The organism is Pannonibacter sp. (assembly GCF_051860505.1).
GTDB lineage: Bacteria > Pseudomonadota > Alphaproteobacteria > Rhizobiales > Stappiaceae > Pannonibacter.
This window is the reverse complement of sequence record NZ_JBHYDX010000024.1, coordinates 1-14,766: the sequence shown is the minus strand read 5'-3', so window position 1 is coordinate 14,766 and position 14,766 is coordinate 1. Positions and strand designations below refer to the sequence as shown.

The 14,766-nt window shown below is 64.2% G+C and carries 14 protein-coding genes; 13 read left to right on the top strand and 1 reads right to left on the bottom strand.

What is annotated here, in order from left to right; genetic code table 11:
* Positions 1 to 75 precede the first annotated feature (75 nt).
* From ACTIFE_RS16005 to ACTIFE_RS15970, 8 genes are all read left to right on the top strand, one after another.
* Entirely contained in the window at positions 76 to 531 is a 456-nt protein-coding gene (locus tag ACTIFE_RS16005) for a TIGR04076 family protein (protein ID WP_439530163.1), read from the top strand.
* A complete protein-coding gene (locus ACTIFE_RS16000) occupies positions 528 to 1,616 on the top strand; it encodes an aldo/keto reductase (protein WP_439530162.1) in 1,089 nt (362 codons plus the stop codon). Before ACTIFE_RS16005 ends, ACTIFE_RS16000 begins: the two co-directional genes overlap by 4 nt.
* A complete protein-coding gene (locus ACTIFE_RS15995) occupies positions 1,609 to 2,382 on the top strand; it encodes an ABC transporter ATP-binding protein (protein ID WP_439530161.1) in 774 nt (257 codons plus the stop codon). The genes ACTIFE_RS16000 and ACTIFE_RS15995 overlap by 8 nt, the downstream gene beginning before the upstream one ends.
* Positions 2,375 to 3,121: an ABC transporter ATP-binding protein gene (locus ACTIFE_RS15990; RefSeq protein WP_439530160.1), complete on the top strand. Its 747-nt coding sequence runs from the start codon at positions 2,375 to 2,377 to the stop codon at positions 3,119 to 3,121. Before ACTIFE_RS15995 ends, ACTIFE_RS15990 begins: the two co-directional genes overlap by 8 nt.
* Positions 3,118 to 4,032, top strand: coding sequence for a branched-chain amino acid ABC transporter permease (locus tag ACTIFE_RS15985; protein ID WP_439530159.1), 915 nt, complete (start codon positions 3,118 to 3,120; stop codon positions 4,030 to 4,032). The genes ACTIFE_RS15990 and ACTIFE_RS15985 overlap by 4 nt, the downstream gene beginning before the upstream one ends.
* On the top strand, positions 4,029 to 4,982 hold the full coding sequence (locus ACTIFE_RS15980) for a branched-chain amino acid ABC transporter permease (RefSeq protein WP_439530158.1): 954 nt from the start codon (positions 4,029 to 4,031) through the stop codon (positions 4,980 to 4,982). The genes ACTIFE_RS15985 and ACTIFE_RS15980 overlap by 4 nt, the downstream gene beginning before the upstream one ends.
* A gap of 23 nt (positions 4,983 to 5,005) precedes the next feature.
* The gene (locus ACTIFE_RS15975; protein WP_439530157.1) at positions 5,006 to 6,271 is read left to right on the top strand and encodes an ABC transporter substrate-binding protein; all 1,266 of its coding nucleotides are present in this window, start codon (positions 5,006 to 5,008) and stop codon (positions 6,269 to 6,271) included.
* A 410-nt stretch (positions 6,272 to 6,681) separates the two neighbouring features.
* Positions 6,682 to 7,581, top strand: a complete 900-nt coding sequence (locus tag ACTIFE_RS15970) for a LysR substrate-binding domain-containing protein (protein WP_439530156.1) — start codon at positions 6,682 to 6,684, stop codon at positions 7,579 to 7,581.
* A gap of 24 nt (positions 7,582 to 7,605) precedes the next feature.
* On the opposite strand, the gene ACTIFE_RS15965 is transcribed toward ACTIFE_RS15970, so the two are convergent.
* Positions 7,606 to 8,082 carry a histidine phosphatase family protein gene (locus ACTIFE_RS15965; RefSeq protein WP_439530155.1) on the bottom strand — a complete coding sequence of 159 codons (477 nt, stop codon included), beginning with the start codon at positions 8,080 to 8,082 and terminating at the stop codon, positions 7,606 to 7,608.
* A 575-nt stretch (positions 8,083 to 8,657) separates the two neighbouring features.
* On the opposite strand from ACTIFE_RS15965, the gene ACTIFE_RS15960 reads away from it, so the two are divergent.
* The 5 genes from ACTIFE_RS15960 (at position 8,658) to ACTIFE_RS15940 (ending at position 14,321) form a co-directional block, all read left to right on the top strand.
* Positions 8,658 to 10,259 (top strand): ABC transporter substrate-binding protein, encoded by a 1,602-nt coding sequence (locus ACTIFE_RS15960; protein ID WP_439530154.1) that lies wholly within the window; start codon positions 8,658 to 8,660, stop codon positions 10,257 to 10,259.
* A gap of 66 nt (positions 10,260 to 10,325) precedes the next feature.
* Positions 10,326 to 11,309 carry an ABC transporter permease gene (locus ACTIFE_RS15955; protein WP_439530153.1) on the top strand — a complete coding sequence of 328 codons (984 nt, stop codon included), beginning with the start codon at positions 10,326 to 10,328 and terminating at the stop codon, positions 11,307 to 11,309.
* Between the two features lie 128 nt (positions 11,310 to 11,437).
* Positions 11,438 to 12,352, top strand: coding sequence for an ABC transporter permease (locus tag ACTIFE_RS15950; protein ID WP_439530152.1), 915 nt, complete (start codon positions 11,438 to 11,440; stop codon positions 12,350 to 12,352).
* A 3-nt stretch (positions 12,353 to 12,355) separates the two neighbouring features.
* Positions 12,356 to 13,339 (top strand): ABC transporter ATP-binding protein, encoded by a 984-nt coding sequence (locus ACTIFE_RS15945; protein WP_439530151.1) that lies wholly within the window; start codon positions 12,356 to 12,358, stop codon positions 13,337 to 13,339.
* Positions 13,332 to 14,321, top strand: a complete 990-nt coding sequence (locus tag ACTIFE_RS15940) for an ABC transporter ATP-binding protein (protein ID WP_439530150.1) — start codon at positions 13,332 to 13,334, stop codon at positions 14,319 to 14,321. The genes ACTIFE_RS15945 and ACTIFE_RS15940 overlap by 8 nt, the downstream gene beginning before the upstream one ends.
* The last annotated feature ends 445 nt before the right edge of the window (positions 14,322 to 14,766 follow it).

The following is a 14,766-nucleotide window of genomic DNA, read 5'->3' as shown; positions in this document are numbered from 1 at the left end:
TTGACAATCTCAAGATCCCATACCTAAGATCAAATATCACAGATATCCGGACGCCGATAGGGGAGGGCCCACGGAGTGGCCGACAACAAGGCAGGGGCAGCGGGGGATGCGGAGCGCGGGGCCATGCAGGCAGGAGCCGAACCGGCTCGGGCTGCAGCTGACGACGGCTTCTGGCTCTATGACCTGAAGGTCGAGACGGTCCTGGACGGCCGCACGCCGGTCTGTCGCCACATTGAGGGCGAGAGCTTCCGCGTCGAGGGCGAGGCGCTGGTGTTCGAGCCCGGGCAGCGCGTCTCGATGTATGCGCTCGCCGCCGTGCTGCCGCTCCTGCCGGCCAAGCAGCGCGAGACCTCGCCGCATGACTGGATGTCCACGGACGCGGAAGTAGCCTGTCCGGATCCCCATTGCGGCGGCCGGTTCCGGATCACCCGGACGGGCAAGCGCCGGTTCAGCCACAGCGAGACCACCGGCCTGCCGGAGGCGCGCGACACACCCTACTGGAAGAAGGCCGAGGGAGGCCCTGACGCATGACCCAAGTCGAAACCGCGGACCTCCGTCCCGGCCACAGGATTTCCCGCGTCATCAAGGGCGGCTGGCAACTGGCCGGCGACCATGGCTCGGTCGAGCGCGAGGCTGCGATCGCCGACATGGAAGCCTTCCTCGATGCGGGCATCACGACCTTTGACTGCGCCGACATCTACACTGGCGTGGAGGAGATGATCGGCAGCTTCATTGAGGATGTGCGCAAGCGCCGGGGCGCCGAGGTGGCCGAGCGCGCGGTCGTCCACACCAAGCTGGTGCCGGACCTGTCGCGGCTGGCCGACATCCGCCCCGACGAGGTGGAAGCCATTGTCGACCGGTCGCTGAAGCGGCTGAAGATCGACCGGCTGCATCTGGTCCAGTTCTTCTGGTGGGATCTCGGCATCGGCGACGCGGTCTCCGCCTTCGAGGTGCTGAAGCGCTGTCAGGAGAAGGGCAAGATCGGCAGTCTCGGCACGACCAACTGGAACGAGATGCAGATGGCCCGCTTCACGGATGCGGGCTTCGACGTGGTCTCGGCGCAGGTGCAGTATTCGATCCTCGACCGGCGTCCGGCCACAGGCCTCGCCCCCTGGGCAAGGGCGCAGGACATGCAACTGCTGTGCTACGGCACGCTGGCCGGGGGCTTCCTGACGGAGGCCTGGCTGGGCCAGCCCGACCCGGGCTTTGCCTTCGACAACCGGTCGCTGGTGAAGTACCGGCTGATCATCGACGAGTTTGGCTCCTGGGACCTGTTCCAGACGCTGCTGGAGACGCTGAAGGCCGTCGGCGACCGGCATGGCGTGTCGCTGTCGAGCGTTGCAACGCGCTGGGTGCTGGACCAGCCGCAGGTGGCCGCTGCCATCGTTGGCGCACGCTACGCCCGGCATCTGCCGAAGACACTGGAGGTGTTCCGCCTGACGCTGGATGCGGCCGACCGGGCGCGGATTGCCGCCGTGATTGCTGAGGCGAAGGGCCCGAACGGTTCCGTCTACGGGCTTGAGGGCGACCGGACCAGCCGGCATGGCCGGATCATGAAATACAACCTCAACACCCGGCCTGACGACCAGGTGCTGGCGGCGGCAAGCCATGGCTGAGATCCTGCTGTCGACCCGAGGCCTGTCGCGCGACTTCAACGGCTTCCGGGCCGTCGACGACGTGTCGCTGGACATCCGCGCCGGCACGATCACCGGCCTGATCGGCCCGAACGGCGCCGGCAAGTCGACGCTGTTCAACCTGCTTACCGGCATGCTGCGGCCGAGTTCCGGCCGCGTCACCCTCAAGGGGGCCGACGTGACCGGGCTTGCGCCGGATGCCCTGTTCCGCAAGGGGCTGGGGCGGACATTCCAGATCCCGCGGCCCTTTGCCCGGATGAGCGTGCTGGAAAACGTGATGATGGCGCCGGTGGCGCAGTCCGGGGAAAGCCTCCTCGGGCCGCTGTTGTTCCCCGCGCGGGTCGCCGCCGAGGAGAAGCGCAACCGCGAGCGCGCCATGGCGGTGCTGGAGTTCGTGACCCTCGCCAGGCTCGCCGACCACCCGGCCGGCAAGATCTCCGGCGGGCAGATGAAACTGCTGGAGCTGGCGCGCGTCTTGATGGGGGATCCGGCGATCATCCTGCTTGACGAGCCGGCGGCCGGCGTCAACCCGACGCTGACGGGCATCCTGATCGAGAAGATCGAGGAGTTGAACCGGCAGGGCAAGACTTTCGTCATCATCGAGCACGACATGGATTTCGTCATGCGCCACTGCGATCCGGTGATCGCGCTTGCCGAGGGCCGCGTCGTGTTCGAGGGCAGCGCCGCCGAGGCGCAGGCCAATCCTGTGCTGCTGGACGCCTATCTGGGGAGCATGGCCGATGCCTGAGACCGGATCCGCCGGGGCGGGACTTGAGGTGCGGGGACTGGTGGCCGGCTATATCCCGGACCTGCCGATCCTGAAGGACGTGGCGGTGACGGTCGCGCCGCAGTGTGTCACGGTCATCATCGGCCCGAACGGGGCCGGCAAGTCGACGCTGATCAAGGCGATTGCCGGGCTGGTGCCGGTGAGCGGGGGATCGGTGACGCTCGCCGGTCGCGATATCACCGGCATCGCCCCGGACCGGATGGCGGGCGAGGGCATCGCCTATGTGCCGCAAACCGACAACATCTTCCGAACGCTGACCATCCGCCAGAACCTCGACCTCGCCCTGCGCAAGGCGGGCGGCGAGGCCAGGGCGCGGCTCGACGAGTTGTTCACCCGGTTTCCGCCGCTTGCGGCCAAGCAGAAGGAAAAGGCCGGGGCGCTGTCGGGCGGCCAGCGGCAGTTCCTGGCGGTCGCCATGGCACTGGCGGTGAAGCCGTCGCTGATCCTGATGGACGAGCCCTCCGCCGGCCTGTCGCCGAAGGCGGCGGAAGAGGTATTGGCGCTGGCGCGCGGGCTGACGGCGCAGGGCACCACCATTCTCCTCGTCGAGCAGAACGTGAAGCAGGCGCTGCGCATCGCCGACCACTGTTACATCCTCGCCGACGGGCGCAACCAGATCGACGGATCGGCCGCCGCGCTGATCGCCGATCCGGTGGTGGGCGAGATCTATCTGGGCGGCAAGAGGCTGAGGGCATCATGATCCAATCGCTTGCCGACGGCATTCTCGTGGGGGCGGTCCTGTCGCTGGGCGCAATCGGGCTGACGATGGTCATGCACATGCTGCGCTTTGCCAATTTCGCCCATGCGGAGCTCCTGACCATCGGCGCCTATGCGGCGCTGGTGTTCGACCGGGTCTTTCAGGGTGTGAATGCCACGCTGGGGGCAAAGCTCGCGCCGCTGACGCTGACCGGATCGCTCATCGCGGCGATGGTCATTGCCATGGCGATCACCGGCGCTTCCGCCGTGCTGATCGACCGGCTCGTCTTCCGCCGGGTGCGGGAGAAGGGCGGCGAACTGTCGATGGTCTTTGCTTCCTTCGGCGTCGCGCTGATCGTGCGCAATGTCATCGGGCTCATTTTCGGGCTGCACACGGAGCTCTATTCCAAGGGCATTGCCTTTGCCGTGGTGGTCAGCCGGGATCCGCTGCTGCTGGTGAAGCCGGATCAGGTGTTCGTGCTGGCGGCGACGCTGGTCATCATGCTGGTGCTGCATCTGGTGCTGTCGCGCACGACGCTCGGCTATGCGCTGCGCGCCGTGGCGGAGAACCCGTCGCTGGCGCAGGTCAACGGCATTCCGCTGAAGCGGATGATCGTGCTGATCTGGGTGATCGGCGGCGGACTTGCGGCGGTCGCCGGCATCTTCTACGGCCTCACCAACCACCTGTCGCCGGTGATGGGGCGCGACCTGGTGCTGCCGATCTTTGCTGCGGCCATCGTCGGCGGCATCGGCAGTATCTACGGCGCGGCGCTGGGGGGCATGATCGTCGGCATCGCCTCGAGCGTGGCGCTCCTGATCCTGCCCTCCGGCTACTCTCCGTCCGTTCCCTTCCTCATCATTCTCGCGGTGCTCCTGGTGCGCCCGAACGGTTTCTTCGGCGAGGTGCGCGCATGATCGGGGTGCTGTCCTATCTGGTCTTTTTCGCCACGCTGGCCTCGATCCTTGCCATCGCCGTGCTGGGGCTGAACCTGCAGTGGGGCAACACGGGGCTCTTCAACGGCGGGGTCGCGGCCTTCTTCGGGGCCGGGGCCTATGTGACGCTGATCCTCGGCGGCCAGCCGCAGGACGAGCATCTGGGCGGCTTTGCCTTGCCCTATCTGCTGGCGCTGGCCGGCGGCATCGCGGCGGCCGCGCTGCTGGCTTGGATCGTCGGCCGGCTGACGCTGAAACTCAGGCATGACTATCTGGCGATTGCCACCTTTGGCGTGGCGGTGGCTTTTGAAAATGTCATGCGCAATGCGCAATGGCTGACCGGCGGCGCGCAGGGCCTGCGGGGCTTCGAACGCCCTTTGCGGGGCCTGCTCGGGGATGGCTGGAGCTATAATGCCGCGTTCCTGGCTTTCGTGCTGGTGCTTCTGCTGCTGGTCTACGTCGTCCTGCAACGTCTGGCCGGTTCGCCCTTTGGCCGATTGCTTCGCGCCATTCGCGAGGACGAGGATGCAGCCCGGTCGCTCGGCAAGACACCTGCGCGGATCCGTCTGACCGCCTTCGTCACCGGCTCGGCGATCATGGGGCTGTCCGGCGGGCTCTACGGCACCTTCTATGCCTTTGTGAGCCCGCAGGACGTGCTGCCGACGTTGACCTTCCAGATCTGGGCGATGCTGATCGTTGGCGGCGCGGGCAACAACCGGGGCGCCATTGCTGGGGCCTTCCTGATCTGGGGCGCCTGGACCGCCAGCGGCTGGGCCCTCTCCCGTTTCGCGCCTGTCGAGGCGCAACTCTATACCGGTTCGATCCAGTTCATCCTGATCGGTCTGGTCATTGTCGGCATGCTGCTCTGGCGTCCGCAGGGACTGTTTCCGGAACGGCTGGTCGTATCGCAATCGGGAAAACCCGGACATTGAGCAGAGGGGACTAGAAGATGACGATGAAGCGGAGTGTTCAGACAGCCGGGCTTGGGCTGGTTCTCGGACTGGGGCTGGTGCCCGTGGCGGGAGAGGCCATGGCACAGGCCTGCACACAAAAGATCGGTGCGGTTCTGCCGATCTCTGTCGACTGGGGCCGTCCTATCGCCGAAACGGCGAAATTCGTGGTCGAGCAGGTGAATTCGGTCGGCGGCGTTGCCGGCTGCAATATCGAGCTGGTGCTGCGCGACGACCAGACCGACCCGAAGGTGGGTGTGGACGCAGCCAAGGCGCTTGTCGACATCGACCAGGTGCCGGTGCTGCTCGGATCGGTGTCGAGCGGTGTCTCCATGCCGATCCTGACCTCGGTGACCGTGCCGGGCAAGGTGATGCAGATGTCCTGCTGCTCGTCTTCGACCGCCTTCACCAAGCTCGCCGAACAGGGCAAGGTTGACGGCCTGTGGTTCCGCACCTTCGCCACTTCGCGCGTGCAGGCAGCCGTCGGCGCAATGGTCGCGCGCGACAAGGGCTACAAGTCGGTCGCCATCCTCTACAAGAATGATGACTGGGGCCAGGATATCGGCAAGATCGTTGCCGCCAATCTGGAGAAGCTTGGCATCAAGGTCACCGCGCAGGTGGCGCTGAACGACGCCCAGCCGTCCTACCGGGCGGAAGTGACCGAGGCGCTGGCCGGCCAGCCGGAAGCGGTCTACCTGGCGCTTTACCCGACCGAAGGCACGGCGGCGGTGCGCGAGTGGCTGTCGCTCGGCGGCACGCAGAACATGATCATGGCCAACTCGCTGAAGTCGGACGACTTCCGCAAGAATGTCGGCATCGAGTATCTCGGCAATGCGGTAGGCACCGATACGTCCTCGCCGCGCACGCCCTCCGCGGAAGCCTTCGTCAAGCGCTATGTCGAGAAGTTCGGTGGCCAGCCGAATGGTCCGGGCCTGGCCAACAGCTATGACGCGACCATGATCGCGCTGCTGGCGATGCAGGCGGCCGGCAAGGACGCCAAGGGTCCGCAGATCGCGGCGATGGTGGCCAAGGTGACTGATCCGGCCGGAACGCCGGTCACCGCCGATGCGGCCGGCTTTGCTGAGGCTACCAAGATCCTCGCGGGCGGCGGCTCCGTGCTCTACCAGGGCGCGACCGGCAACGTGAAGTTCGATTCCAATGGCGACGTCTCTGCTCCGGCTGTCGTGTGGAGCTTCACCAACGAGGGCACCAAGGAAGACACCTACATCCCGCTGGAAGAGGTGGATGCGTTCGTTGCCTCGATGAAATAAGCAGTCCGACAGGCAATGAAACACGGCCGCCCCCCGGCAAAGGGGGCGGCCGTTTGCGGTCCGACGGCAGGGTCAAGGGGTGCCGCCGGAACGACGCTGTGACGGCGGCGAGGTCTTAGGGACCCTTTCGGAACGTGCGCCCGTCGCGGAGGCCGATGTCCTGCTGCAGATCGACCGATAAATGTCTTGTATCGATGGCGCGGAGCCGTTCGCTCCGTCCGGCATCTTCCAGCGTGCGCTCTGGTCTGATGAATATGGCTCTTAACATCGAGAAAACTCCATTTTTCCAGAGATATACGGCAAGGCTTGTCATGGGAGAGGTTTTCGTGCTGCTATGTCTGAGGTGGTTTTAGTCTAATGGGCGGTCTTGAAACCAATCAAACGATGCTGCTAAGGCATAAGGTGAACTGATGTCTGATCTGCCCCCGCTGGCGGCGCTCCGTGCCTTCGACGCTGCTGCAAGGCTCGGCAACTTTACCCGGGCGGCCGAGGAACTGGGCATGACCCAGGCGGCGGTCAGCTATCAGATCAAGTTGCTGGAGGAGCGCAGCGGAGGAGCGCTGTTCCGGAGGGCTGCGCGGCACGTTGAGTTGACCGACCTTGGCCGGCAGCTGGCTCCGGCTGTGCATGACGCGTTCGATCTCATCCGTGATGCCTTTGCCGGGGTGCGGGCGCAGGCGGAGGGGGCGTTAACCATCAGTTGCGTTCCAACCTTCGCGACCCAGTGGCTCGCCCGGCATCTGGGGAGTTTTCAGCTGCTGCAGCCGAAATTGGCGGTCCGGGTCGAGACGTCCGGGCACTTGACGGATTTCGGCCGTGATCCGGTTGATGTCGCGATCCGCTCCGGCAAGGGTGACTGGCCGGGACTTACGTCGGAACTTCTCTTGCCGGCAACGTTCACGCCGATGCTGCATCCTGATCTGGCGCAGGGAATTGGTGGACTTCGCGAGCCGGCGGATCTTCTCAAGCTGAAGATCATTGATCCGTCGGATCCCTGGTGGCAGCTGTGGTTCGAGACGGTCGGGGTAACTTGCACCGACCTTGGCAATCGAACACAGACGCGGCTGGGTGCGCAGATCCTGGAGGCCAATGCGGCAGCGGCCGGCCAAGGGGTGGCGATCCTTACTCCCTGGTTCTATCGCGACGAGATTGAACGTGGGCGGCTGGTGCAACCGTTCCCGCTGACCTGCGACGATGGCAGTGGCTACTGGCTGTGCTATCCGCCCGCACGTCGCAACAGCCCGAAGGTCAAAGCCTTTCGGCAGTGGATCGTCGCGGCGATGCTGCAAGACACTGATCACCCTGCCTGATTGCGTAACCTGAGCGATGGGCGCTCAGGCGAGCCGTGCAGTGGCAACAAGCCGGGGTGAGGCGTCCGAAGCCCGCCTGACAATCACAAGCTCACCGCTGGCCGGGACGATGCCGGTCAACGCCGTGATGTTGACCTGATGGGTTACGAGAACCTTCGGCTTGGCAGAGGTTTGCGCAGCAAGCCAGGTGTCCAGTTGACGGGTCTGAACAGATCTCTGGCCAGGATCGGCGAAGAACGAGTTCAGCGCTGGCAGTTCCTCGACCTCGCCAAGCCCGAGCAGCCGGGCTGTCTCAAGGCAGCGGCACCACTGGCTGGAGAAGACCTCGGCCCTTTCAAGGCCAAGGGCGCGCAACCGGGCGCCGATGGCGCGGGCTTGATCTTGCCCTGCGGGCGAAAGATTGCGCTGCGTGCTGCAGTCACCAAGGCGGAACCCGTCCGGATCACCGGTTCCAGGTGCCAGGGCATGACGCAGCAGGGCGACAATTTCGCCGCGTTTCATGGCTGGCAACCATGCAAAAGACTCCTCGGACCTTGTTGGCTGGATCGTCAGCAGGAGCGGTAAGGCCAGCAGGGTGCGGCGGGTCATTGGCATGGTGCGTCTCGGCAAATTATCTGGTCAGGTAACAAACGTCGCGGCAGGAGGGGTGGATCACCCGCCAAACAGAATCGGCCTCGGAAAACCTCAGAAACGAAGTTTGGGCGCTGCGTGCTCTCCTCTCCGGATGAATGGTCAGGCGCTGTTATTTTTGACGGGTATACCGCAGGTCCTCGCTGAGGATGGCTGTGCGTGTTCTAAGTCAAATCCAAGGAAAACCTTGGCTTCGCCGCTGGGCAGGAGTCTTCCGGACGCGTGTGCAAGCACAACTGAGGAGGGCGCGAAATCTTTTTCTATTGAAGCTTGAAGTTCCGGTTTCCATAGGTAGTATCACCTAAGTTTGGCTCTGACGGGGATGCACGTTGTTGCGTGTCCGTTGAGAGAGGAAGAAAATTCCTCCTGGGTCAGCTAAGGGGAACAAAATCTGGCTGCTTGATCTCTAGGATCAGCAACAACAGGAAAAGTGGAAGGAGAACTCCATGAGTTTCGGATTGATGCGGTCGGCGCTGCTGCGCCGGACAACCGCCGCGTTGCTCGCTGGTGCCGCGCTGGCGCTGACCTTTGCCCCGGCCGAGGCCAAGACCTTGCGCTGGGCGCGTGTTGGCGACGCGCTGACGCTGGACCCGCATTCGCAGAACGAAGGCCCGACCTCGACCCTGCTGCATCACATCTATGAAACGCTTGTCGTGCGCGCCAATGACGGCACATTGCTGCCGAGCCTTGCGACAGAATGGTCGATCCATCCGGAAGATCCGACCATCTGGGTGTTCAAGCTGCGTGAGGGTGTCAAGTTCCACGATGGCGCGGACTTGACCGCAGAAGACGTCGTGTTCTCGATGGAGCGCGTGCGCAACCCGGTCTCCGACTTCAAGGGGCTGCACTCGGGCGTCGTCGGAGCCGAGGCAGTGGACCCGCTGACCGTTCATATCAAGATGAATGGCCCGTCGCCGCTCTATGTCCAGAACCTGACCAATTTCTTCATCATGGACAAGGGCTGGGGCGAGGCGAACAACGTCCAGGTGCCGCAGGACTACAAGGCAGGCGAGGAAAAATTCACCGCCCGCAACACCAACGGCACTGGCCCCTACAAGCTTGTCTCGCGCGACCCGGAAGTGCGCACCGTTCTGGCGCTCAATGAAAACCACTGGGACGCCAAGCCGCAGGTGACGGAAATCATCTACACGCCGATCAAGGAAGCCGCGACGCGTGTGGCAGCCCTCCTGTCGGGTGAAGTGGACTTCGTGCAGGACGTGCCGGTGCAGGACATTTCCCGCCTCGAAAGCACTTCGGGCGTGACCGTCACGACCGGGCCGGAAAACCGTTCGATCTTCTTTGCCTATGACATGGGCTCGGACAAGCTGCGTTCGGCCAACACGCCGGACAATCCCTTCAAGAAGCCGCAGGTGCGCGAAGCCATGGCGCTGGCTCTTGACCGCGATGCCATCATGAAGGTGGTGATGCGCGGCCAGTCGCTGCCGTCCGGCGTTGCCATGCCGCCCTTCGTCAGCGGTTGGTCGCCCGAGCTGGATGCCTATCCGGCCCCGGACTACGACAAGGCCAAGGCCCTCATCGTGGAAGCCGGGTATCCGGAAGGCTTCTCGGTGGACCTCAACTGCCCGAACGATCGTTATCTGAACGATGAGGCGATCTGCCAGGCCTATGTCGGCATGCTGGGCCGCATCGGCATCAAGGCGAACCTGGTGTCGCAGTCGCGCACCTTGCATTTCCCGCTGATCCAGAAGCGCGAGACCGACTTCTATCTCCTCGGCTGGGGCGTTCCGACCTTCGATTCCGCCTATGTGTTCGATTTCCTCATTCACTCCGAGGAAGGCTCGCTCGGCGGCTGGAATGCCTCGCGCTACAACAACCCCGAGGTCGACGCGATGATCAAGTCGCTGGCGACAGAGATCGACAACGAGGCCCGCAGCGCCAACGTTGCCAAGATCTGGGACAAGGTGCAGGAAGACCGCGTGCTGCTGGCCGTTCATAACCAGCTGCTGGCCTATGCCACCCGCGACAATGTGCAGCTGGCCGTCCATCCGGAAAACCAGCCGAAGATGACCACGGTCACCTTCAAGTAACAGCACCTCACGTAATGCCGGAGGCCCACGCAGAAGGGGCCTCCGGTTGTTTTCCGGGGACTTTTAATGATCGCTTTTATCCTGAGGCGGCTGGTCCAGTCCGTACTGGTGATGCTCGTCGTCGCGCTGGTCTCCTTTTCCCTGTTCCGCTATGTGGGCGATCCCGTGGCCACGATGATGGGCCAGGAGGCCACGGTGGCCGACCGCGAGGAACTGCGGGAGCGGCTCGGGCTCAATGACCCGGTGATCGTCCAGTTCGGCACGTTCATCTCCCGCGCCGTGCAGGGCGACTTTGGCATTTCCTACCGGCTGCAGCAGCCGGTGATGGAACTGATCCTGTCGCGGTTGCCGGCAACGCTGGAACTGGCCCTGGTGTCCGGGGTGGTGGCTTTCGTGTCCGGGGTGGCGCTCGGGGTCTATACAGCGCTGAACCGGCGCGGTGTTGCCTCTGCGACAATCATGGCAACCTCGCTGATCGGCGTGTCCTTGCCGACATTTCTCATCGGTGTGCTGCTGATCTGGGTCTTTGCCGTTGAGTTGCAGTGGCTGCCGAGTTTCGGGCGCGGGGAAACGGTGTCCGTCGGAGGCTGGGTATCAGGCTTCTTCACCAGCTCGGGCCGGGCCTCGCTCGTGTTGCCTGTTATTACGCTGGGCCTCTACCAGATGACCCTGATCATGCGGCTGGTCCGGGCAGAAATGCTGGAAGTGCTACGTACCGACTACATCAAGTTCGCGCGGGCCCGTGGTCTCAGCAACCGGGCCGTCAACTTCGGCCACGCGCTGAAGAACACACTGGTTCCTGTGATCACCATTGCCGGCCTGCAGCTTGGCTCGATCATCGCCTTCGCCATCATCACCGAGACCGTGTTCCAGTGGCCGGGGGTCGGTGCGCTGTTCATCAACTCGGTGCAGTTTGTCGATGTGCCGGTGATGGCAGCGTATCTCTTGCTGATCTCCTTCATCTTCGTGGTGATCAACCTGATCGTCGACCTGCTCTATTACGTGGTTGATCCGCGGCTGCGTGTCGACCGCGCATCGGCGCGTCACTGAGACGAGGCTGATGTGATGACCGACAGCCCGAACTCCACCCCCGCAATTCCGAATTCCAGCGACGCCCGCCTGTATATGGTCTTCAACGACCTTGCGCCGGTCGTGGCCTTGCCGTTGGGAGGACGCAGATGAACAGCATCGCCCGTGCCTGGGATAGCGATATCGCCTATTCCTTCCGCCACTCACCCGTCGCAGTTCTCGCGGCACTTGTTTCCCTGGCGATCATCCTGCCGGCGATTTTTGCGCCGCTGCTCGCCCCCTACGACCCGTTCAATCCGGCAAGCCTCAACCTGATGGACGGGTTCACCCCTCCGGGTGAGCCCAACGCCTTTACCGGCAACGTTTTTCTCCTGGGCACCGACAATCAGGGCCGTGATATTCTCTCCGCCATTCTCTATGGCGCGCGGATATCGCTGTTTGTCGGGTTCTCGGCGGTGCTGTTCGGGATGGTGCTCGGCATCACACTGGGCCTGCTGGCGGGCTGGCGGGGCGGCTGGGTGGACAGCCTCTTGATGCGCATTGCAGATGTGCAGATGTCCTTTCCGTCGATCCTGATCGCGCTGCTGATCTTCGGCGTGGCGCGTGGCTTCATTCCGCAGGACATGCGCGAGGAGCTGGCGATCTGGGTGCTGATCGTCTCAATCGGCCTGTCGGAGTGGGTGCCCTTCGCCCGCGTCGTGCGCGGATCTACCATGGTGGAGAAGAACAAGGAATATGTGCAGGCCGCGCGGGTGATCGGCGTGCATCCTGCCCGCATCGTTTCCACGCATATCCTGCCCAACGTGCTGGGGCCGGTGCTGGTGATCGCCACCATCCACCTGGCGCTGGCGATCATCGCCGAGGCGACGCTGTCCTTCCTCGGCGTGGGCGTTCCGCCGACCCAGCCTTCGCTCGGGACCTTGATCCGCATCGGCCAGGGCTTCCTGTTTTCGGGTGAATGGTGGATCCTGCTGTTCCCGGCTGTCACCCTCCTGGCGCTGGCGCTTTCGGTCAACCTGCTCGGTGACTGGCTGCGCGATGCGCTCAACCCGCGTCTGAGGTGAGCCATGGCTGACGTTCTTCTGTCCGTCCGCGATCTGGTCGTGGAGTTTCCCACCCGACGCGGCATTCTGACTGCCATCAACAAGGTGTCCTTTGACATCCACGCCGGTGAAGTGCTGGGTGTCGTGGGGGAGTCCGGGGCTGGCAAGTCGCTGACCGGCGCGGCCATCATCGGCCTCCTTGAGCCTCCAGGCCGGGTGGCAAGCGGGGAGATCCGCCTGAAAGGCGAGCGCATCGACAACCTGTCGCCGGAAGGCATGCGCAAGATCCGCGGCCGCCGGATCGGCATGGTGTTCCAGGATCCGCTGACCAGCCTCAACCCGCTCTACACCATCGCGCAGCAGCTCACGGAGACCATCCTGACGCATATGCCGGTGTCCAAGGCCGAGGCGCGACAGCGGGCGATTGCCCTGCTCGACCGCGTCGGCATCCCGGCTGCGGCCCGGCGCATCGACGACTACCCGCATCACTTCTCCGGCGGCATGCGCCAGCGCGTGGTGATTGCCCTGGCGCTCGCGGCCGAGCCGGAACTCGTCATCGCCGACGAGCCGACCACCGCGCTCGATGTGTCGGTGCAGGCGCAGATCATCGACCTCATCAAGGAGATGTGCACCGAACGCGGTGCCGCTGTCATGCTGATCACCCACGACATGGGCGTGATCGCCGAGACGGCGGACCGGGTGGCTGTGCTCTACGCCGGACGCCTGGCCGAGATCGGCCCGGTGCATGATGTGATCACAAGGGCTGAACACCCCTATACCCGCGGCCTGATGGGGTCGATCCCGACCCTGACACAGGACAGTGACCGGCTCGTCCAGATCCCGGGGGCCATGCCGCGTCTGACCTCCATCCCGAAGGGCTGCGCCTTCAATCCGCGCTGCGACCAAGTGTTTGCCCGTTGCCATACGGAACGACCGGATCCGATCGATCGTCCCGGCGGACGGCAGGTGGCCTGCTGGCTGTATCAGAAGGAGATGAGCCATGTCTGAGGCCCTGATCCGCGTTGAAAACCTGTGGCGGCGCTTTGACGTCTCCAAGCCCTGGCTGAACCGCGTCATCGAGCGGGAGGAGCGCCAGTTCCTGACCGCTGTGGCCGACGTCAGTTTCGAGATCCGCAAGGGCGAGACCTTTGCGCTCGTGGGGGAATCCGGCTCGGGCAAGTCCACTATCGCCAAAATGGTGGTCGGTCTGATCCCGGCGTCTTCCGGGCGCATCCTGTTTGACGGGACGCCCATGACCGGGACGGTCGGAGCTGATATGCGCGCGATCCGCCGGCGGTTCCAGATGATCTTCCAGGACCCGTTCGCCAGCCTCAATCCACGCTGGCATGTGGGCGACATCATCGCCGAGCCGATCCATACCTTCGGTCTGGCGAGCGGGGCGGATGCGGCCAATCAGGTCGGCAAGCTCCTCGACACGGTGGGCCTGTCGGCCAAGGATGCGGAGAAGTATCCGCACGAGTTTTCCGGCGGCCAGCGCCAGCGCATTGCCATCGCGCGCGCGCTGTCGTCGCGGCCGGAGTTCATCGTCTGCGACGAGCCGACCTCGGCGTTGGACGTGTCCGTGCAGGCGCAGATCCTGAACCTGATGCGTGACCTGCAGGACGAACTGGGGCTGACCTACCTGTTCATCAGCCACGACCTGTCGGTGGTCCGCCACATGGCCAACCGGATCGGCGTTCTCTATCTCGGTCGCCTTGTCGAGGTGTCCGAGGGCAAGTCGCTGTTCCGGGAGCCGCAGCATCCCTACACGCGGATGCTGCTCGATGCGGTTCCGGACCTTGCCATGTCTGGCCGTCGCCGCAAGCCGGTGGAGGGCGAGATCCCGAACCCGATCAACCCGCCGTCCGGCTGCGCCTTCCATCCGCGCTGCCCGGTCGCCATGGACCGCTGCAAGGTCGAGGCGCCGAAGGACCGCGACACGCCGATCGGCCGCGCCGCCTGCTTCGCCCTCGAGATCCAGCCGGCCTGACAGGCAGCGGATCGCTGAAACGAAAGGCCCCGCCGGGCGAACCGGCGGGGCTTTTTGCTATTGTGTCTGGCTTTCCTCGGCTTGATCGGAAGGACAGCTGACGCGGATTGAGCCTGGCCGGGCAACTGGAGCCCTTCGCACCACAGTAAGACAATCCCCGTCGAGATCTGGTCTGCACCATGTTCGATGTGGCGGACGATGCCGGGCTGGTTTAACCCTGTCAGAGCCTCTCCGCTCCCCTCCCCCTTGTGGGGAGGGGGTGGGGGGAGCGGACTCAAATCCAGGCTACTCGTTTCTGACCAGACGTATTACGCACACCTTGCGATCTGACGGAGGCCCGAGCCCCCCACCCCTCACCCCTCCCCTCAAGGGCCTGTTGCATAATTCCCCGTGAAGCGAGAGGATTGTTTTGTTTGGTGCTTCGGGGGTTTTGATGGCGGTGAAG

Coding starts and splice junctions, on each gene's coding strand:
- ACTIFE_RS15945 (WP_439530151.1), top strand. CDS start 12,356: ATGGCTGACGTTCTTCTGTCCGTCCGCGATCTGGTCGTGGAGTTTCCC.
- ACTIFE_RS15950 (WP_439530152.1), top strand. CDS start 11,438: ATGAACAGCATCGCCCGTGCCTGGGATAGCGATATCGCCTATTCCTTC.
- ACTIFE_RS15985 (WP_439530159.1), top strand. CDS start 3,118: ATGATCCAATCGCTTGCCGACGGCATTCTCGTGGGGGCGGTCCTGTCG.
- ACTIFE_RS15955 (WP_439530153.1), top strand. CDS start 10,326: ATGATCGCTTTTATCCTGAGGCGGCTGGTCCAGTCCGTACTGGTGATG.
- ACTIFE_RS15990 (WP_439530160.1), top strand. CDS start 2,375: ATGCCTGAGACCGGATCCGCCGGGGCGGGACTTGAGGTGCGGGGACTG.
- ACTIFE_RS15940 (WP_439530150.1), top strand. CDS start 13,332: ATGTCTGAGGCCCTGATCCGCGTTGAAAACCTGTGGCGGCGCTTTGAC.
- ACTIFE_RS15970 (WP_439530156.1), top strand. CDS start 6,682: ATGTCTGATCTGCCCCCGCTGGCGGCGCTCCGTGCCTTCGACGCTGCT.
- ACTIFE_RS15980 (WP_439530158.1), top strand. CDS start 4,029: ATGATCGGGGTGCTGTCCTATCTGGTCTTTTTCGCCACGCTGGCCTCG.
- ACTIFE_RS16000 (WP_439530162.1), top strand. CDS start 528: ATGACCCAAGTCGAAACCGCGGACCTCCGTCCCGGCCACAGGATTTCC.
- ACTIFE_RS15975 (WP_439530157.1), top strand. CDS start 5,006: ATGAAGCGGAGTGTTCAGACAGCCGGGCTTGGGCTGGTTCTCGGACTG.
- ACTIFE_RS15995 (WP_439530161.1), top strand. CDS start 1,609: ATGGCTGAGATCCTGCTGTCGACCCGAGGCCTGTCGCGCGACTTCAAC.
- ACTIFE_RS15960 (WP_439530154.1), top strand. CDS start 8,658: ATGAGTTTCGGATTGATGCGGTCGGCGCTGCTGCGCCGGACAACCGCC.
- ACTIFE_RS15965 (WP_439530155.1), bottom strand. CDS start 8,082: ATGAAACGCGGCGAAATTGTCGCCCTGCTGCGTCATGCCCTGGCACCT.